Below are 19426 nucleotides of genomic sequence, written 5' to 3' on the forward strand. Positions count from 1 at the left end.
GACCGATATCAATATTCAGCGTCAGGCTCGTTATTATGTGACCCAACACTTATAAGTAAATATTGGCACCTAATATTCTATTGTGTTCCTATAATGTGAGAACTTACTCACGGTTTATACTGCAGTGGTTAGTTAGTATCAGCGCCAGAAACTTGGTCACCTCTGGACCTGTGGCCGTACAGCGAACACCCTACAACTAACAATGATTTGCTGACGGCCACACTACTTCATTTCTGCTTTAAGCTGTTATTCCGGCTTAATTTCTTTAGCGTTTACCACCACCGCTTGCAGCACCAACGCTGTTAATTGATTAGCCTCTTGTGCCAAATCATCATTCCATTTAGGCCATACACGATTGATATATTCATCACTGCCTTCACCGCTAAATAAGTAGCCATCATTAAAACATTCCGCCATCTTCGTCAGTGCTTTTTGCTCAGTGTCAGCATCATCTTTCCAACTGCCATCACGACCTATATGCGCCTGTATTGCTGCCATCGCTGTTTTAGGGAAATACGCTAATGGTTGGTTTAATCCTTGGTAATACAGTTCAATCAATTGCTGTAAATACGCCAGTGCTTGCTGTGGCTCTATAGGCTGTAATTGAAAATACTTATCAGTGCCGATAACGTGAGTAACTTGTGCCTTTTCTGATGCTGATACCGCTAAACAAAGATGATCAAACCACGCCGTTAACAAATCTTGTGGACGAATTTTACCGGTTCGGTAGCGTAATAACCCCGATTGATAACGTTTCTTGAGCCAACCTTGTAATAGCACTTTATGCCCAGCAACCATGACAGTAATTGCCACTTCTTGATCGGCTAAAGGGGCATGAATTAACGGTTCAAGCACATCAGTTAAATTTGCCACCGCTTGTCGACTCGCGGCTAAATCAAGATCACCAAATGCGGCAACGGGTAAAGTACCCGCCGCACGTTTTTCAGCCGCAAACTGACGATAAATTACATCAGGATCCACATTTTTGAGCTTGGCATCTAACAATAATTCCAGTAATTGATCGCGAATTAGGTAGCTTTCAAGACCATTAAGCACAAACGGCTCATCATCTTCTAATAACCCCAACGGCGGCTCAAAATAGACTTTTAAGCGACGATTAAAAAAGTACTTTACCGGTAAGCGCCAAAACCGTTGTAATTCGGCTAATTCTAAAATTAACGCTTGTTCATCAGCCATTGGCTCTGCCGCTAACGCATCCAGCTGAAACGGTGCACTTGCCTGCCCCTCACGATTAGCCGCAGGTAACCACTCAATCGCAAAACTAGACTCGTCACCAACAAATGCACTTGGGCTAAACGGTACGAGTGGGTGATGCTGAACTAACTGATGTTTGATATTGTCAGCTGAAACATCGACCGCTAAGGATTGATCACCGTTACAGCAATAACCCTGCTGACAGTATTCAATCAATTCACTAACGAGTACTGATGGCACTTTAGAAGCATTATCTTGAATCGAACGGCCGACATAACTGATATACAAACTTTGCTGCGCAGATAACAAGGCTTCTAAAAATAAGTAACGGTCATCATCACGACGCGAACGATCGCCGGCTTTGGTGCGGCCGTTCATTAAATCAAACCCTTCTGGCGCAATATTACGCGGATAAGCACCATCATTCATTCCCAGTAAACACACCACATTAAACGGAATCGAACGCATGGGCATTAAAGTACAAAAATTCACTTGTCCGGCTAAAAAGCGCTGACTCACGCGTTCACCAGAAAGTTTATCTTGTAGATATTGAGTTAATACCGCTGGTGTGATCTGAGCTTGATAACCCGCATCTTGTAACTGCTGATGTAAGCGTTGCAGGTTATCGCGAATTGATTTTAAAATCAGCTCGCCTTCTAATTCAACTGCAAAGAAATCATCCAATAATTGATGTAATAATTCGGCCCATTGATTGACCGTTTGCGGCTGTGCTAATGCGCTACGATATTCAATTAAGCAATCAATAAACCCAGCTAATTGACCGGCTAATTCGGCATCTAAGCCTTGTACTTGTTCATACGCTGAAATGCCTGCAAATAACCCCGTATCATGCGGCATCGCATAACCCAGTAACATGCGTTGAATACCAAATAACCACGTATTTTGCAGTTGCTCAGGTAAATCAAACTGACTTGAGGTGTGTTGATCGAGTCCCCACCGAATACCAACTTCTTCAATCCATTTTTTAATTTTTTCAAAGCTAGCACTATCAAAACCAAACTTTTCCATCACCGCTGGCACTTCTAATAATTCTAATAGTTCAGAAGCATGGCAACGGCTTTCAGGTAAAGTCAGTAACCGTAAAAATGCCAATAGAATCGGGTTTTCTTGCTCAGCAGTACGATCGGAAATAGAAAATGGAATATAACGATTACCCGGCGCATTACCAAACACCGCTTGAATCGCAGGGCTATAGGCATTGATATCAGCCACCATCACAATTACATCGCGTGGTTTAAGATTTGAATCAGCTTCAAACATTGCCAGTAATTTATCATGCAACACTTCAACTTCGCGCATCGGGCTATGACAGGCATGAATGGTGATCGAATGATCATCGGCATCTATAGGGAATTTATGTAGGCTTGAATCGAGTTGAGTGTCATCTTGGCGATCTTGCAAATTTAAGATATCTGCTTGAATAGCGTGTAATAAAGTATCAGGATCAATATCTACAAAGCCGGCATCGACTTCATTGACTTCCATCGCCGATAACAAATACATATTATCCCGACCAAGTTTACCCATTGAGGCTAATAAACTATTGCCAACCACATCATTGTGCATGTCATCGTCATAGTTAGTTTGATCGCTATCTTTAAGTACTGACAGGTATTCATTTAGTTCATCATCAGTGGTGATATGTTGTAATTGCACTCGCTGACGAGCAGCTAAACGAGCTAAATGTTTACGATCACGAATATCCCCCCAATAATATTTACATGGGTTAGTAAACATTAAATGGACATCAATGTGCTCACCAATCGCCGCAAGCGCATCTAAATAACGTGGTGGTAATGAAGAAATACCAAATACAAACAACCGTTGTGGTAAACCTGCTGCCAGCAACGCCGCTTTGCCTTCACTGCCCGAATAATTATTAAGGGTTTCAATAAAGTGATCATACAAATTTGCACGATGGTAAGGCGACTGCCCTAACGCCAGCGTTTGATCATAAAGGGCTTGCCATAAGATAGGTTGCCATGGATGCTCATCATTCAATTCGGCAACCGTTTCACCCGCTTCCCACTGTTGGATCCACTCTGGGCGATACACTAAATATTGGTCAAATATATCGGCAATTTTTTCGGAAAGTTGATAACACTTAAGCGAGTCACTGTCGCTGTCTAAATAACGCTTAAGCGGCTCAAACTCTGGTTGATCAAATTGCTGCGGTAATACCTGCATTAACTTCCACGTCATCGCTTCTTTATTAAATGCACTTCGCTCTGGCACATCGGCCAAAACTTGAGTAAACATTTTCCAAATAAAAGTCGCAGGTAATGGAAAATCAATATTTGCAGCCACACCAAACGAGGTCGCTAACTCCATTTTTAGCCATTGTGACATGCCAGGGCTTTGTACCAGAATTTGTTCTTTTTCAAACGGATTCGCTAATGGCTGTAAGCGGATCAACTCCACGAGTAACGATTTCAGCAGATCAAGTTGATTTGAATGATAGACAGTGAACACGCAGATATTCCACAGCAAAAGATAGATGATTAAATTGTCTACCATCACTGAGATACTGTAAATAAATACAGCTTAAAAATATCAATTAAACGTCTCAATATATATACAGCTACAAAAAAGCCCAACCAATTTGGCTGGGCAACACACGGAACATTTATTTGTGCCACAATCCACTCGTGAAATTATGCCACCATCGCTATCAAATGTTTTGTGGGCAGACTTCACTGCGTTGAAATAATCGACTCACAGGACGATAAAAAGCTAAATATCGAATCGCTACATAACCAATAATGATCGTTGCAACATATAATTCAATTGTAGCTAAACCATGAACTTGAGCGACATAATGGCTATCAAAACCATAACTTTTCATCCACGCTGCAGTTTTAAATAGTGCCGTTGCACCAATCGCCATCGGGAAGGTAAATGCCGCATAACCTGGACTAAAATCTAAACGTAATAAACGGAAAAATGCTAAATAAATAATCGCCGTCATCAATACTGCGATACCACCTAAAATAGCCACAATCACAGGTGATGGGGTTGCTGTAACCGTCAAATAACCAGCTAATGATAAACTTGCAGGAGCAGCCATAATCGCTATAGTTGGTTTCGCAGTATCAGGTACTTCATCACGGAACATAAACCGATAAATCATCATCGGTAACATAACCGCATAAGCAAGCATACCGAACATCAACAATACATAAGCCAGCGGATGTAATGCTGCTACGCCTGGAAATGAAACATCAGCTACAATAATACCAATTGGCGGGACAAACCAACTTGGTACCATATGGTGCAAATGGAAATCACGCGCGCGGTGGAATAAAAATAAACTTAAGAAAACAACATGTAATCCAACCGCAAATAACCAGATATATACGCCAATAGTAATAGAGGCATAAACACTGACCGCTTTTGAAACCACCATCAGTGCCATCGCAAATGTGGGTACCACACTGCCAACTACGTGATGTGATAAATCATTCCATAACAACTTTGGATGCACTAAAAATTTAGCGATTAAAATGAATAGCATCAATGCTGCGATAACTGCGCCTGTTATTTGTCCATAGCCATGAAGTTGGGCACCATTCTCCCAGCACCATAAAATACTACCAATACCTAATGCTAAACCAGCCATTGGTGTTGGTGCACCTGCAAGTTTTCTTTTGGTTGTTGCAATCATATTTCTCTCTCCGCATTAGATAGCAATAGCGAATTTTTCTTATTGATTGCAGTATACCGCTTAGTTGGTATTTATAATAATTGAATATATTTAAATGGATGTTAATATTATCTTAACTACAAATGAGCAATGACTCACCATGCGTTATTAATGAGGTGATAATGAATATCGCACTAAAACAGCTTAAAGTTTTTGTTACCGTGGCACAGGAAAAAACAATCACTGCCGCCGCTGAAAAATTATTTCTCTCAAAACCTGCTGTGAGCATGGCGCTATCTGAATTAGAAAAGCAACTTGATCATAAATTGTTTGATCGCAACAATAATCGTTTAATTATTAATGAACAAGGTAAGCGCCTACTTCCTCTAGCCGATGAACTTTTATCCCGTTCTAATGCGATTGAAAATTTATTTGATCAAGCCGGCCCCCTTACGGGAAAATTAAAAGTCGGTTCAAGTGACACAGTAGGAAATCAAGTTACTCCCTTCTTATTACGTGATTTTCGACTTGAATCCCAGCATCGAGACCAAACATTATTTATCTCAAATACAGCTCAAATCTGCCATAAATTAATGGAGTTTGAATTAGATATCGGTTTAGTTGAAGGCAAAGTTCAGCACTCAGATTTGGTTGTCCAACCATGGTTATGCGATCAAATGGTGATCGCTTGTCACCCGCAGCACCCGTTAACCAAAATTGAAAATTTACACCTATCGGATCTCGAAAATTCAGAATGGGTATTAAGAGAAATAGGATCAGGAACACGTGAGTTTTTTCTTAACCGAATCTCACCACGATTAGATAAATGGACCACCTCATTTGAATTAAATACCACTGAGGCAATCATTAATTGCGTTAGTGCTGACTTAGGCATCACTTGCATATCGCAACGAGCAATCACTCATGCAGTTGAAGAGCAACGAGTCGCAATACTGACATTACCACTTAATATGAATCGCCAGTATTGGTTGTTGTATCACCAAGAAAAATATCAAAGTCCATTATTAAAGTTATTCTTAGAATTTTGTCAACAATGGCAATTTGATTAAACGCGGTTATCTCCAACACTGAATGCAATAATTTGGCTGATTTGAGTTAACGATCGGCCAGATTGTTGCTGCCAATCATTAAATGCACTCTGTGCTGCTCGCAATGATTTTAACGTATCACGACCACCATCAATAATATCAGTATGACGCAAATAAGCTTCTACATCCTGAGTAAACAAAAAGGTATCTTTACCTAATCCACGTAAACTATAAGCGCCTGTTTTACCACCTAAACGGCAACCATGCTTTTTAAGGTATAACCATAATCCTACAATATCTTGTTCCGGCCAATCTGCGACCATTGCCGCAAATGAACCATACTCCAATGCCGCACGATGGATCATATTGGCATTTTCAGGGATCGTCATTACCTTTTTCAAATCACGAATAATGGTTGGATCTTGCGCTTTTCGTTCCCACATTTCAGTTGGCATCAAGCCCATTTTTTCAATATCAAACTCAAAAAATGCAGTTTCAAATGCTGGCCATTTATTACGCACGACTTGCCATCGAATACCACATTGAAACACTTTCTGAGTAAACTCAGCTAACCACCGATGATCTGCAATTAACCGCAATTGCTCCTTATTCAACGGGGTTGTTAGTAATTTTTCTAAATTTGATTCACCGCCCTTTCTTTCAACAGCACGATGATAAATCTGGTTAAATTTTTCTCGAGTCATCACATTCACACGCTTAGCACTAGACTCACTCACCATACTACTGTATAAGCGTCCAGTAAATAAATTTTAGGAGAGGATGACCATGGCAGTTATCGTCAAATATGTAGTAGAGCGCAACGGGGAAGAAAAGATGACTTTTACCTCTAAATCCGAAGCCGATGCATATGACAAAATGCTTGATATGGCAGATGAGATGTTTGCTTTATTAAGTGACAGTGATTTATTCGAAGACGAAGCGAAGCAAGAGGAACTATCAATGTTCTTGGCGCAAAATCGTGAACAAGTCTTAGTTGCTCTTGGCGCGAAAAAAGCCAAGCCGACACCAAAAGCGAAAGCTGTAAAACCTGAAGTTGTTGCCGATGAGCAGCAGCAAGACGCTGCATAATTTAAATATTATTGAGTTTGTCGTCGAAAGCCTCCTAATGGAGGTTTTTTTTATTTTAATTGCTATAACACCGTCTCATATAACGTTCCTTCATTATCTATTATCAATAAATGAACTCGCTTCACATCGTTGATAATCGCCATTTTTAGTTAATAAACCATCATTTTGTGCTGATTATTGGTTCAGCTCTTCTATATTTTTATAACTGTCTTTATGATGGTTTTAATTGGCGATAAATCACCTGTTAGCTCAAGACGTAATACGCGTCTGATGTTATTGGTAAAGTCATTATTTTAATTATCGCATCATATTTATTTGAATGGAGAACAGGTAATCATGTCTAGCTTTGCACTTGCCCTAGGTACTGCGACAAAAAATCGTGATGGAAAAATTATTGAAGCGTTTTTTCCGACCCCAACGCTACATCCATCAGAACAACTTGTAAAAGACATCGCCACTATTGTTGATTACCGTGGTGGTAACCAAGCTATTGAGGTAACGCCTGAACAGTGTGCAGCTATTGCATCAGCATTTGAAGATGCCAACGATGAAACAAGTGCACAATTTGCAGCTAAAGCGACATTGTCTTCACAGTCATTGGTTATGGTTATGCTAAAAACTGATATCTCACCGGTATCGGTTGCTGAAGGTTTCTTAAAGCTACAACTTATTTCACACCGTTTAGTTAAACCTCACGGATTAGTTCTTGACGGTATCTTTGGTCTATTGCACAACATTGCATGGACTAACCAAGGCCCTATCGATTTACCAGAACTTGCTGAGCGCCAAATGGATGCGCGTCTTAATGGCGAAACCATCACCGTTGATTGCGTTGATAAGTTCCCTAAAATGGTCGACTACGTAGTACCAACAGGGGTGCGCATTGCTGATACTTCACGTGTACGTTTAGGTGCTCATGTTGGTGAAGGTACAACTGTTATGCATGAAGGTTTCATTAACTTTAATGCCGGCACAACAGGTGTAAGCATGGTTGAAGGTCGTATTTCAGCGGGTGTTGTCGTGGGTAATGGCTCAGATATCGGCGGTGGCGCTTCTATTATGGGTACATTATCGGGTGGCGGTAAAGTTGTGGTATCAATTGGTGAAAACAGCCTCTTAGGTGCTAACGCTGGTCTTGGTTTCCCATTAGGTGATCGTTGTACTATCGAATCAGGTTTATATGTAACTGCAGGTTCAAAAGTACAAATGTTAGATGCCGACGGTAAAGCTGTTGAGACCGCAAAAGCGCGCGATCTTGCAGGTAAGGCTGACTTATTGTTCCGTCGTAACTCAATGACTGGACAAATTGAATGTTTAACCAATAAAACTGCAATTGAACTAAACAGCGAACTACATAGCAACAACTAACATTGATCTCAACTCAATAATCGCAAACGGCCACTATGGTTGCTATATAGATATAGTAAATAACATAGCGGCCGTTTTTAATTATGCGTCTGCCTCAGAAAGCGTCTTTTTCTTAATGATATAAATAAAAGGATTCTTAAATGAGAACTTACTTCCTTGAGTGGTTAAACGCTTATCTCGCATCGCCACTAACACTTCTTTTTGCACTTTGACTAAAGCAAAGAAACGCAACATCATAAAACCAATTAATATTGGTAAGAATACTGATCCCGCTTCATTTGATTGCAAAATAAAACTGATCGCCATCCAACATACAATCATCGCAACTAATAAATAAAACGACGCGGTTTTTAATTCAATTTTAATCTCTGAATCCGTTTCATTACGCTGGAAAAAAAATTTCACTGGTTGTTCCCTAAAAATCAATCTGCTTTATTTCATTTTTACATAAATATCGCTGCAATAATATTATCAAATAGATTCAGATGTATTTCAATTTCAATCATAAATATATTTAATCATTACGATTAAATAAACACATTAAATGCATAAATCAAAACTATGCGCAACATGCATATTTGAAACTTAAACAATTTTTTTTACGAATTTTAATATCTACCCCTTGGTGCTATTTTTATGCAGTTAGTTTATTAATACAGTACAAATTGTTCTGTTATTCAACCACCAATATAAAAACAATAATTTTAAACCTATTTCATGATTAAGTTGGTTAACGATGAATAGTACAAATAACACTCAAGCGAAAAAAAAGGGAATTAGTATTTTCGCGCTCGCAATGTTAAACATTGTTGCGGTCGTGAGTTTACGGGGGCTTCCAGCAGAAGCAGAGTACGGATTGAGCTCCATTTTTTATTATATTTTTGCTGCTATCGTATTTCTAGTTCCTGTATCACTGGTAGCCGCTGAGCTTGCTACTGGTTGGTCTGAAAAAGGCGGTGTATTCCGCTGGGTTGGCGAAGCTTTTGGGCCTCGGTTAGCATTAGTTGCTATTTTCATGTTGTGGATTGAAGTAACCGTCTGGTTTCCAACCGCATTAACTTTTGGCTCTGTTTCTCTTGCATTTATGGGGCCACATCAATCATGGGACCAAGCATTATCCCAAAATAAATTCTTCGTACTGGGAATAGTATTAGCCATTTACTGGCTAGCAACTTTCATCGCTTTACGTGGTACTGCTGCCTTTTCTAAAGTGGCTAAATGGGGTGGCTTAATTGGTACGGTTATTCCTGGTATCGTATTAATTGTTTTAGGTTTCTCTTACCTATTCTTCTCTGGTCGTCCACCACAAGTGCAACTATCTTGGCACGATGTGATCCCTGATTTTTCTAACTTTAATAACGTTGTTTTAGCAGCAAGTATCTTCTTGTTCTATGCCGGTATGGAAATGAACGCTATTCACGTTAAAGAAGTTGATGATGCGCCGCGTAATTACCCAATTGCGATTGCGATTGCTGCAATTGGTACAGTATGTGTGTTTGTACTTGGTACACTAGCTATCGCTTTTGTTATTCCTCAAAAAGATATTAACTTAACTCAAAGTTTATTAGTGGCTTATGATGATATGTTTGCTTGGGCAGGCATCAGTTGGGCTGCACCAATTATGGCGGCATGTTTAGCGTTGGGTGTACTTGCTGGAGTTGTTGGCTGGGTTGCAGGTCCTTCATCTGCATTACTTGTAGTTGCTAAAGGTGGTTATTTACCGCGCTTTTGGCAGCACACCAACAAAAATGGTATGGCAACGCATATCATGATGGCACAAGCGTTCTTAGTAACCATTATTTCAGTTGTATTTGTGGTATTACCTTCGGTTCAAGCTGCTTATCAAATTCTAAGTCAATTAACGGTTGTACTTTACCTCATCATGTACTTATTGATGTTTGCTGCAGCGATTCACTTACGTTACAGCCAACCTAATCGTCCTCGTCCATACAAAATCCCTGGTGGTGATATGGGAATGTGGATCATCGCTGGTGTTGGTTTTTCTGGATCACTATTAGCGTTCATCTTCTCTTTCATTCCACCAAGTCAAATTTCAGTGGGTAGCCCTGAAGAATATATTGGCTTCTTAGTGGTGCTAACGGTGGTATTTGTAGCCGTTCCATTATTTATTTACAAAGCCCGCCAACCGCACTGGAAAGATCCAGCAGTGACTGACTTTGCGCCCTTTACTTGGGAAGTTGAAGATACTCATCCAGGTATTATCAATCCATCAGACAAAGTAACTCATACATTAAATCAATAAGAGTTAAGGATGCGTCAAATGTCACCACTTAATGAAAAGCTTGCTGTCATTATGCAGCAAGCGCTGAATGAAGCAAAAACCAATAGCGATGGCGAAAACGCCTCATATATTCCTTTTTTAGCTTCTGTACCGTCAGAATTAACAGGCTTAGCCTTTGTTTCTGTTACTGGCGAGATTATTCAATTACAAGATGCCGATTATAAATTTGCAATTGAATCAATTTCAAAAATCATGACGCTTGGACTAGTACTTGAGCAATCAGGTGCCGATGCCCTGCACAGTAAAGTCGGTGCCGAGCCTACAGGAATGCCTTTTAATTCTGTTCTGGCACTTGAATTACACCAAGGTAAACCCCTAACTCCCCTCGTCAATGCTGGTGCAATGGCGACAGTGAGTTTAGTTACAGCCACTGATAAAGAACAACGCTGGCAGCAGATTTTGAACTTCCAATCCCTGCTCGCAAACAGCACAATTTCGCTCTCTGATGAAGTCAATCAGTCTGAGCAAACCACCAATACTCATAACCGTGCAATTGCATTGTTATTAGAGTCATCGGGTCGTATGTACTCAGAGCCTCTTGAAGCTTGTGATGTTTATACTCGCCAATGTTCGACCCTCTTTAATGCGGTAGAACTAGCAACAGTGGGTGCAACACTTGCCAATGGCGGTAAAAATCCATGCTCAGGTAAACAGGTAATTCAACCTCAAAACATTCCTCATATTCTCGCAGAAATGGCAATGGAAGGGCTTTACGATACTTCTGGTGATTGGGCGTATGATGTTGGTCTACCGGGTAAAAGCGGTGTTGGCGGCGGTTTATTAACGGTTATTCCAAACATTGGTGCACTGGCTGCATTCTCACCACGACTAGACCCATTTGGCAATAGTATCCGTGGCCAACAAATGATCAAACATGTTACTCAAGCAATGGCTTGGAACTTATTTAGCAGTAAACAACATTAAGGTAGGGAGAAACTTATGGCTCTTCATGAAATAAACCGTCAATCTGAAAATGATCCAATCTTTGGCTCAGAAGCGATTAATAGCGTTGCGGCAACTACCAAGCTACCACAGCAAGAACAAGCACCAAATGTGATCTATCAAATGATCCGTGACGAACTTTACCTTGATGGTAATGCTCGTCAAAACTTAGCAACATTTTGCCAAACATGGGAAGAAGACGAAGTTCATAAATTAATGGATCTTTCCATTGATAAGAACATGATCGATAAAGATGAATACCCTCAGTCCGCTGAAATTGAAGGCCGTTGTGTCCATATGTTAGCGGATTTATGGAATTCACCTGACTCAGTCACTACTGTCGGTACTTCAACCACAGGTTCAAGTGAAGCTTGTATGCTGGGTGGTTTAGCTGCATTGTGGCGCTGGCGTGAAAAGCGTCGTGCACTTGGTCAACCAACAGATAAACCCAATATGGTCTGTGGTCCAGTTCAAGTATGTTGGGAGAAATTTGCCCGCTACTGGGACATTGAAATGCGTGAAACTAAAATGGACGACGGTCATTATTCTATGACCCCTGAAGACATGTTAGAACTCGTTGATGCTAACACTATTATGGTTGTACCTACTTTCGGCCAAACCTTTACTGGTTTATACGAAACAGTTAAACCATTATCTGATGCATTAGATACCTATGAGCATGACACTGGTAACTCAATTGATATTCACGTTGATGGTGCAAGCGGCGCAATGTTAGCACCATTCTGTGCACCTGATATTGAGCTTTGGGACTTCCGTCTAGAACGAGTTAAATCAATCAGTACTTCTGGTCACAAATTTGGCTTAGCGCCATTAGGCTGTGGCTGGGTAGTATGGCGTAGCAAAGAAGATCTACCTGAAGGGTTAGTATTCCACGTTAACTACTTAGGTGGCGATATGCCAACTTTCGCGTTGAACTTCTCTCGTCCTGCGGGTCAAATCATCGCGCAATACTACAACTTCCTACGTTTAGGTTTTGAAGGTTATCAGCGTATTCATAACGCAAGTTACGATGTATGTGAATATTTAGTCAAACAACTTAATAAATTTAATCTCTTTGAATTTATCTTTGATGGTAACCGTGAAAAAGGGATCCCTGCAATTTCATGGCGCTTAAAAGCCGATGCTAATGTCTCTTTCTCACTCTACGATCTTGCTGATCGTTTACGTACTCGAGGCTGGTTAGTACCCGCATATACATTACCAGCAAACGCTCAACAAATTATCATTCAACGGATTTTAGTTAAACAAGGTCTAACCATTGATCTTGCTAATCTATTAATTGCTGATTTCAAACGCTCGATTGAATTTCTTACTTCACATGCAAGCTCTCAATGTAATGCAGCAGATGTAAAAACATTTGATCATAGTGGTCGCTAATTAGCTGTAGCTCTATTTAAAATAAAAGGCTGGTTTTTCCAGTCTTTTATTTAACTAAAAATAATAAATAAAAAAATCGTTTTTTATTTTATCTATTAATAGATAAATTATCTTAAGCTTATAAAGTCACAGTTCAACCAAACCTTCAGCTCATCTACAATAAAAAAATTAAATAAATTTTTAATGATTTATTTAACTATTTCCCTCCCAAAAAAACATTCAATAATAGACTACAAAAAAAACATTACCAAACGTAATACCAATAATATTCATTAATCATAAAGATTACTTTAATTATTGATATTAAATCCACAAATATAAATATTAGTAATTATCCATCTTGATTTACGAACTACTCTTTTGATGGTTTTTATTACATGTAATTTCAATATGAATTAAATATTTCATATTGAAATATTAATTAAATGCATTAGATACACTAAATATAAGTTGGTTAACAATGACTAGTTCAATTAAAACGAAAAAAGGAGGGATCAGCATTTTCGCTCTCGCAATGTTAAACATTGTTGCGGTAGTGAGCTTGCGCGGTCTTCCAGCAGAAGCAGAATACGGATTGAGCTCCATTTTTTATTATATTTTTGCCGCCGTGGTTTTTCTAGTCCCTGTATCATTAGTTGCTGCTGAGCTTGCTACTGGTTGGTCTGAAAAAGGCGGTGTATTCCGCTGGGTCGGCGAAGCTTTTGGGCCTCGAGTAGCATTAGTTGCTATTTTCATGTTGTGGATTGAAGTAACCGTCTGGTTTCCAACTGCACTGACTTTTGGTTCAGTATCACTCGCATTTATGGGGCCAGATCAATCATGGGACCAAGCATTATCCCAAAATAAATTCTTCGTACTAGGAATAGTATTAGCCATTTACTGGCTAGCAACCTTTATCGCTTTACGTGGTACTGCAGCTTTTTCTAAAGTGGCTAAATGGGGTGGTTTAATTGGTACGGTTATTCCTGGTATCGTGTTAATTGTATTAGGTTTCTCTTACCTATTCTTCTCTGGTCGTCCACCACAAGTTCAATTGTCTTGGGATAATATTATTCCTGATTTTTCTAACTTTAATAATGTTGTTTTAGCAGCAAGTATCTTCTTGTTCTATGCCGGTATGGAGATGAACGCTATTCACGTTAAAGAAGTTGATGATGCGCCGCGTAATTACCCAATTGCAATTGCGATTGCTGCAATTGGTACAGTATGTGTATTTGTACTTGGTACACTGGCGATTGCATTTGTTATTCCACAACAAGACATCAGCTTAACTCAAAGTTTATTAGTGGCTTACAATGATATGTTTGCTTGGGCAGGCATCAGTTGGGCTGCACCAATTATGGCGGCATGTCTAGCGTTGGGTGTACTTGCTGGGGTTGTTGGCTGGGTTGCAGGTCCTTCATCTGCATTACTTGTAGTTGCTAAAGGTGGTTATTTACCGCGCTTTTGGCAGCACACCAATAAAAACGGTATGGCAACGCATATCATGATGGCACAAGCGTTCTTAGTGACCATGATTTCTACTGTGTTTGTGGTATTACCTTCGGTTCAAGCTGCTTATCAAATTCTAAGTCAGTTAACAGTCGTACTTTACCTCATCATGTACTTATTGATGTTTGCTGCAGCGATTCACTTACGTTACAGCCAACCTAATCGTCCTCGTCCATACAAAATCCCTGGTGGTGATATGGGAATGTGGATCATCGCTGGTGTTGGTTTTTCTGGATCACTATTAGCGTTCATCTTCTCTTTCATTCCACCAAGTCAAATTTCAGTGGGTAGCCCTGAAGAATATATTGGCTTCTTAGTGGTGCTAACGGTGGTATTTGTAGCCGTTCCATTATTTATTTACAAAGCCCGCCAACCGCACTGGAAAGATCCAGCAGTGACTGACTTTGCGCCCTTTACTTGGGAAGTTGAAGATACTCATCCAGGTATTATCAATCCATCAGACAAAGTAACTCATACATTAAATCAATAAGAGTTAAGGATGCGTCAAATGTCACCACTTAATGAAAAGCTTGCTGTCATTATGCAGCAAGCGCTGAATGAAGCAAAAACCAATAGCGATGGCGAAAACGCCTCATATATTCCTTTTTTAGCTTCTGTACCGTCAGAATTAACAGGCTTAGCCTTTGTTTCTGTTACTGGCGAGATTATTCAATTACAAGATGCCGATTATAAATTTGCAATTGAATCAATTTCAAAAATCATGACGCTTGGACTAGTACTTGAGCAATCAGGTGCCGATGCCCTGCACAGTAAAGTCGGTGCCGAGCCTACAGGAATGCCTTTTAATTCTGTTCTGGCACTTGAATTACACCAAGGTAAACCCCTAACTCCCCTCGTCAATGCTGGTGCAATGGCGACAGTGAGTTTAGTTACAGCCACTGATAAAGAACAACGCTGGCAGCAGATTTTGAACTTCCAATCCCTGCTCGCAAACAGCACAATTTCGCTCTCTGATGAAGTCAATCAGTCTGAGCAAACCACCAATACTCATAACCGTGCAATTGCATTGTTATTAGAGTCATCGGGTCGTATGTACTCAGAGCCCCTTGAAGCTTGTGATGTTTATACTCGCCAATGTTCGACCCTCTTTAATGCGGTAGAACTGGCAACAGTGGGTGCAACACTTGCCAATGGCGGTAAAAATCCATGCTCAGGTAAACAGGTAATTCAACCTCAAAACATTCCCCATATTCTTGCAGAGATGGCAATGGAAGGGCTTTACGATACCTCTGGTGATTGGGCGTATGATGTTGGTCTACCAGGTAAAAGTGGTGTTGGCGGCGGTTTATTAACGGTTATTCCAAACATTGGTGCACTGGCTGCATTCTCACCACGACTAGACCCATTTGGCAACAGTGTCCGTGGCCAACAAATGATTAAACATGTTACTCAAGCAATGGCTTGGAACTTATTTAGTAGTAAGCAACATTAAGGTAGGGAGAAACTTATGGCTCTTCATGAAGTAAACCGTCAATCTGAAAATGATCCAATCTTTGGCTCAAAAGCAACCCGTAACGTTGCGGCAACGACCAAACTGCCACAGCAAGAGCAAGCACCTAATGCTATTTATCAAATGATCCGTGATGAGCTTTACCTTGATGGTAATGCCCGCCAAAACCTTGCTACTTTTTGTCAAACATGGGAAGAAGACGAAGTTCATAAATTAATGGATCTTTCTATTGATAAGAACATGATCGATAAAGATGAATATCCTCAATCTGCTGAAATTGAAGGCCGTTGTGTCCATATGTTAGCGGATTTATGGAATGCACCAGATTCAGTCACTACTGTCGGTACTTCAACTACAGGTTCAAGTGAAGCCTGTATGCTGGGTGGTTTGGCTGCATTGTGGCGCTGGCGTGAAAAGCGTCGTGCACTTGGTCAACCAACAGATAAACCCAATATGGTCTGTGGTCCAGTTCAAGTATGTTGGGAGAAATTTGCCCGCTACTGGGACGTTGAAATGCGTGAAACTAAAATGGACGACGGTCATTACTTTATGACCCCAGAAGACATGTTAGAGTTAGTAGATGCTAACACTATTATGGTTGTACCTACTTTTGGCCAAACCTTTACTGGTTTATACGAAACAGTTAAACCATTATCTGATGCATTAGATACCTATGAGCATGATACTGGTAACTCGATTGATATTCACGTTGATGGTGCAAGTGGTGCGATGCTAGCGCCGTTCTGTGCACCTGATATTGAACTTTGGGACTTCCGTCTAGAACGAGTTAAATCAATCAGTACTTCTGGCCACAAATTTGGTTTATCGCCATTAGGTGTTGGCTGGGTGGTATGGCGTAGTAAAGAAGATCTACCTGAAGGGTTAGTATTTCACGTTAACTACTTAGGTGGCGATATGCCAACTTTCGCACTGAACTTCTCTCGTCCTGCGGGTCAAATTATATCTCAATACTATAATTTCCTACGTTTAGGTTTTGAAGGTTATCAACGTATTCACAGTGCTTGTTATGATGTCTGTGAAGACTTAGTTAAAGCATTGAATAAGTTTGAGCTATTTGAATTTATCTTTGATGGTAATCGTGAAACAGGGATCCCTGCAATTTCATGGCGTATTAAGCCAGGTGTTGAGTTACCATTCTCACTTTATGATTTAGCCGATCGTCTACGAACTCGAGGCTGGTTAGTGCCCGCATATTCACTACCAACTAACGGTAATGAAATTGTAATTCAGCGGATCTTAGTTAAACAAGGTTTTACGGCGGATCTTGCTAATTTATTAATCGCTGACTTCCAACGCTCGCTTGATTTTTTAAACTCTCACCCAACAGCGCAGTGCACAGCTGATGATGCTCAGAGCTTTGATCATAGCGGTCGCTAATATCAGTACAAGCAAAGGTTGGTTTAATACTAACCTTTGCTATTTTTGAAAACACTAACTTCACAATTTACTCTCCCATTTAATATCTAACATGCTAATATTTATAATTATAATAGAAACAATCACCACACTATAGGCGCTTAGATGTTTGTTCACACTATTGAAATCATCTGTATTATTGCCTTTGCTCTCAGCGCTGTTATTAGCGAAACTAATCGAGGCAAAGATATTGTTAGTGTCTTAGTCTTAGGCTGGGTAACGGCACTTGGTGGTGGCACTGTTCGTGATGTTATTTTATCCACCGATCAAGTTTTTTGGATCAAAGATCCATCTTACTTTTGGACGGCATTATTCGCGTCTATCTTTGGCTTTTTCTTCGCGCCTTACTTACGTAAAATTCGCGCGGAACGTTTAATTGTCATTCTTGATGCTATTGGTATCTCAATGTTCTCAGTATTAGTCACCAAAAATATGATTACTCAAGACTATGCCGCTTATGTTGCCATAACGATGGGAATGATCACCGCTATTTTTGGTGGTGTTGTACGTGATATTATCGCCAGCCGTCCAACAATGTTTAATAATACTGAATTTTATGCAACTCCAGTTATTATTGGCTGTTCACTATATGTAATAATGGTACGCTATAATATTAATTCAGAAATTTCTGCATTAGTGAGCATTGCTTTTATCTTTATTCTGCGCATGTATATCGTTATCAAGAAAAAAACCTTTCCTCATTATCTGATATTAAAATAATTCCATACGTCATAATTAACAGTTACATCGTTGACATAACTTTTACAATAAAATTACTTTTTGCTGTCACTTTTTTACTCCTAAAACACCATAGTGGACACTGTATTATTAGGAGTATCCAATGAATAAATATCTCATTATTAGTCTTAGCACCATTATTGCCTTATCAAGTGCCCTTACAGGTTGTAATGACAACAATAAAAGCACTCCCAATCAAGCTAATATTCTCTCTGTCAAAGCTGTCACTAAAACGGTATCGATCCCGCATAAAGTATGCGAGCAAGTGGCTGTTACTCATCACGCTGCCATAAAAGACGAAAATAAATTAGTGGGTACTGGGTTAGGCGGTGCTATTGGTGGCGTATTGGGACATCAAGTTGGTGGTGGTAAAGGTAAAACACTCGCTACAGTAGCAGGAGCTGTTGCTGGAGCCGTTGCAGGTCGTGCCGTTCAGGGTAAATACCAAGCTGAAAACACCACGACCTCAATGGAGCAACGGTGTCATAATGAATACACTAAAAGCGATAAGATCGTTGGTTATGACGTGACTTATAAAATTGGTGCTAAACAAAATACTATTCGTATGGAAAAAGAGCCTGTAGGTGATACTTTACCGGTTAAAAATGGTCACCTTGCCATTTAAACATCAGCGCGACTCCCGGCGTGGTAGGTAGCTAAGCTTCACAATAAAAAGTTAACCAACTGAACTACTACTCCACTGTCTCTATTCTGCATCATTTACGTTTATACAAACGTAAATATACAAACGTAAAAAAGCCCTAATCTTTCGATTAGGGCTTTTCTGTATAATGGCGGAGTGGACGGGACTTGCCATGCCGAACATCAGCGCGACCCCAGCGTGTCAGGCCGCTAAGCTTACCAATAAAAAGTTAACCAACTGAACTACTACTCCACTGTCTCTATTCTGCATCATTTACGTTTATACAAACGTAAATATACAAACGTAAAAAAGCCCTAATCTTTCGATTAGGGCTTTTCTGTATAATGGCGGAGTGGACGGGACTCGAACCCGCGACCCCCGGCGTGACAGGCCGGTATTCTAACCAACTGAACTACCACTCCGCAGTGTCTATTCAGCATAAATGCAACTTGTTTTGCCTTAAGATTTTCTTAAAATCTTAAAACAAGAAATTAAAGCCTGGCGATGTCCTACTCTCACATGGGGAGACCCCACACTACCATCGGCGCTATTACGTTTCACTACTGAGTTCGGCATGGGATCAGGTGGGTCCATAACGCTATGGTCGCCAAGCAAATTC

General features: G+C 40.2%; 15 protein-coding genes, 1 tRNA gene and 1 rRNA gene. 11 read left to right on the forward strand and 6 right to left on the reverse strand.

Going from position 1 to position 19426, the window contains the following annotated elements; all coding sequences use genetic code 11:
• Window positions 1–246: 246 nt before the first annotated feature.
• A complete protein-coding gene (gene recC, locus PAND9192_RS18045; protein ID WP_087854865.1) occupies window positions 247–3708 on the reverse strand; it encodes an exodeoxyribonuclease V subunit gamma in 3462 nt (1153 codons plus the stop codon).
• 199 nt (window positions 3709–3907) lie between these two features.
• On the reverse strand, window positions 3908–4900 hold the full coding sequence (locus tag PAND9192_RS18050; RefSeq protein WP_087854866.1) for a TDT family transporter: 993 nt from the start codon (window positions 4898–4900) through the stop codon (window positions 3908–3910).
• Between the two features lie 161 nt (window positions 4901–5061).
• Between PAND9192_RS18050 and PAND9192_RS18055 the strand changes: the two genes are divergently transcribed.
• Entirely contained in the window at window positions 5062–5949 is an 888-nt protein-coding gene (locus tag PAND9192_RS18055) for a LysR substrate-binding domain-containing protein (protein ID WP_087854867.1), read from the forward strand.
• Here PAND9192_RS18055 and PAND9192_RS18060 read toward each other — a convergent pair.
• Complete coding sequence (locus PAND9192_RS18060; protein ID WP_087854877.1) at window positions 5946–6632, reverse strand: DNA-3-methyladenine glycosylase I; 687 nt, start codon at window positions 6630–6632, stop codon at window positions 5946–5948. The two genes, PAND9192_RS18055 and PAND9192_RS18060, sit on opposite strands and share 4 nt — an antisense overlap.
• Before the next feature lie 82 nt (window positions 6633–6714).
• Here PAND9192_RS18060 and PAND9192_RS18065 point away from each other — a divergent pair, with 82 nt between their 5' ends.
• Window positions 6715–7017: a YebG family protein gene (locus tag PAND9192_RS18065; protein ID WP_087854868.1), complete on the forward strand. Its 303-nt coding sequence runs from the start codon at window positions 6715–6717 to the stop codon at window positions 7015–7017.
• Window positions 7018–7353: 336 nt separating this feature from the next.
• Window positions 7354–8385 (forward strand): 2,3,4,5-tetrahydropyridine-2,6-dicarboxylate N-succinyltransferase, encoded by a 1032-nt coding sequence (dapD, locus tag PAND9192_RS18070; RefSeq protein ID WP_087854869.1) that lies wholly within the window; start codon window positions 7354–7356, stop codon window positions 8383–8385.
• A gap of 81 nt (window positions 8386–8466) precedes the next feature.
• Here dapD and PAND9192_RS18075 read toward each other — a convergent pair whose 3' ends face one another.
• Window positions 8467–8790, reverse strand: a complete 324-nt coding sequence (locus PAND9192_RS18075; RefSeq protein ID WP_234999209.1) for a hypothetical protein — start codon at window positions 8788–8790, stop codon at window positions 8467–8469.
• A 331-nt stretch (window positions 8791–9121) separates the two neighbouring features.
• On the opposite strand from PAND9192_RS18075, the gene gadC (PAND9192_RS18080) reads away from it, so the two are divergent.
• The 8 genes from gadC (PAND9192_RS18080) (at window position 9122) to PAND9192_RS18115 (ending at window position 18789) form a co-directional block, all read left to right on the forward strand.
• On the forward strand, window positions 9122–10648 hold the full coding sequence (gadC, locus tag PAND9192_RS18080) for a glutamine/gamma-aminobutyrate antiporter GadC (RefSeq protein ID WP_087854870.1): 1527 nt from the start codon (window positions 9122–9124) through the stop codon (window positions 10646–10648).
• Between the two features lie 18 nt (window positions 10649–10666).
• Window positions 10667–11611 (forward strand): glutaminase A, encoded by a 945-nt coding sequence (gene glsA, locus PAND9192_RS18085; RefSeq protein WP_087854879.1) that lies wholly within the window; start codon window positions 10667–10669, stop codon window positions 11609–11611.
• A gap of 15 nt (window positions 11612–11626) precedes the next feature.
• Window positions 11627–13027 carry a glutamate decarboxylase gene (gene gad / locus PAND9192_RS18090; protein WP_087854871.1) on the forward strand — a complete coding sequence of 467 codons (1401 nt, stop codon included), beginning with the start codon at window positions 11627–11629 and terminating at the stop codon, window positions 13025–13027.
• A gap of 460 nt (window positions 13028–13487) precedes the next feature.
• On the forward strand, window positions 13488–15008 hold the full coding sequence (gene gadC / locus PAND9192_RS18095) for a glutamine/gamma-aminobutyrate antiporter GadC (protein ID WP_087854872.1): 1521 nt from the start codon (window positions 13488–13490) through the stop codon (window positions 15006–15008).
• Window positions 15009–15026: 18 nt separating this feature from the next.
• Entirely contained in the window at window positions 15027–15971 is a 945-nt protein-coding gene (gene glsA / locus PAND9192_RS18100; RefSeq protein WP_087854880.1) for a glutaminase A, read from the forward strand.
• A gap of 15 nt (window positions 15972–15986) precedes the next feature.
• Window positions 15987–17387 (forward strand): glutamate decarboxylase, encoded by a 1401-nt coding sequence (gene gad / locus PAND9192_RS18105; RefSeq protein WP_087854873.1) that lies wholly within the window; start codon window positions 15987–15989, stop codon window positions 17385–17387.
• A gap of 144 nt (window positions 17388–17531) precedes the next feature.
• Window positions 17532–18146 (forward strand): trimeric intracellular cation channel family protein, encoded by a 615-nt coding sequence (locus PAND9192_RS18110; protein ID WP_087854874.1) that lies wholly within the window; start codon window positions 17532–17534, stop codon window positions 18144–18146.
• A 121-nt stretch (window positions 18147–18267) separates the two neighbouring features.
• Window positions 18268–18789, forward strand: a complete 522-nt coding sequence (locus PAND9192_RS18115; protein WP_087854875.1) for a glycine zipper 2TM domain-containing protein — start codon at window positions 18268–18270, stop codon at window positions 18787–18789.
• Window positions 18790–19152: 363 nt separating this feature from the next.
• On the opposite strand, the gene PAND9192_RS18120 is transcribed toward PAND9192_RS18115, so the two are convergent.
• Window positions 19153–19229: transfer RNA gene (locus PAND9192_RS18120), tRNA-Asp, on the reverse strand.
• 74 nt (window positions 19230–19303) lie between these two features.
• Window positions 19304–19419: ribosomal RNA gene (rrf, locus tag PAND9192_RS18125) — 5S ribosomal RNA — on the reverse strand.
• Between the last annotated feature and the right edge of the window lie 7 nt (window positions 19420–19426).

It is taken from the genome of Photobacterium andalusiense (genome assembly GCF_900185625.1).
In the GTDB taxonomy this organism is placed as follows: domain Bacteria; phylum Pseudomonadota; class Gammaproteobacteria; order Enterobacterales; family Vibrionaceae; genus Photobacterium; species Photobacterium aquimaris.

What these genes read in the sequence shown, in the direction of transcription:
- PAND9192_RS18060 (WP_087854877.1), bottom strand. Translation starts at nt 6,632, where the DNA reads ATGACTCGAGAAAAATTTAACCAGATTTATCATCGTGCTGTTGAAAGA.
- gad (WP_087854873.1), top strand. Translation starts at nt 15,987, where the DNA reads ATGGCTCTTCATGAAGTAAACCGTCAATCTGAAAATGATCCAATCTTT.
- gad (WP_087854871.1), top strand. Translation starts at nt 11,627, where the DNA reads ATGGCTCTTCATGAAATAAACCGTCAATCTGAAAATGATCCAATCTTT.
- PAND9192_RS18055 (WP_087854867.1), top strand. Translation starts at nt 5,062, where the DNA reads ATGAATATCGCACTAAAACAGCTTAAAGTTTTTGTTACCGTGGCACAG.
- glsA (WP_087854879.1), top strand. Translation starts at nt 10,667, where the DNA reads ATGTCACCACTTAATGAAAAGCTTGCTGTCATTATGCAGCAAGCGCTG.
- gadC (WP_087854870.1), top strand. Translation starts at nt 9,122, where the DNA reads ATGAATAGTACAAATAACACTCAAGCGAAAAAAAAGGGAATTAGTATT.
- PAND9192_RS18110 (WP_087854874.1), top strand. Translation starts at nt 17,532, where the DNA reads ATGTTTGTTCACACTATTGAAATCATCTGTATTATTGCCTTTGCTCTC.
- glsA (WP_087854880.1), top strand. Translation starts at nt 15,027, where the DNA reads ATGTCACCACTTAATGAAAAGCTTGCTGTCATTATGCAGCAAGCGCTG.
- dapD (WP_087854869.1), top strand. Translation starts at nt 7,354, where the DNA reads ATGTCTAGCTTTGCACTTGCCCTAGGTACTGCGACAAAAAATCGTGAT.
- PAND9192_RS18115 (WP_087854875.1), top strand. Translation starts at nt 18,268, where the DNA reads ATGAATAAATATCTCATTATTAGTCTTAGCACCATTATTGCCTTATCA.
- gadC (WP_087854872.1), top strand. Translation starts at nt 13,488, where the DNA reads ATGACTAGTTCAATTAAAACGAAAAAAGGAGGGATCAGCATTTTCGCT.
- PAND9192_RS18065 (WP_087854868.1), top strand. Translation starts at nt 6,715, where the DNA reads ATGGCAGTTATCGTCAAATATGTAGTAGAGCGCAACGGGGAAGAAAAG.
- PAND9192_RS18050 (WP_087854866.1), bottom strand. Translation starts at nt 4,900, where the DNA reads ATGATTGCAACAACCAAAAGAAAACTTGCAGGTGCACCAACACCAATG.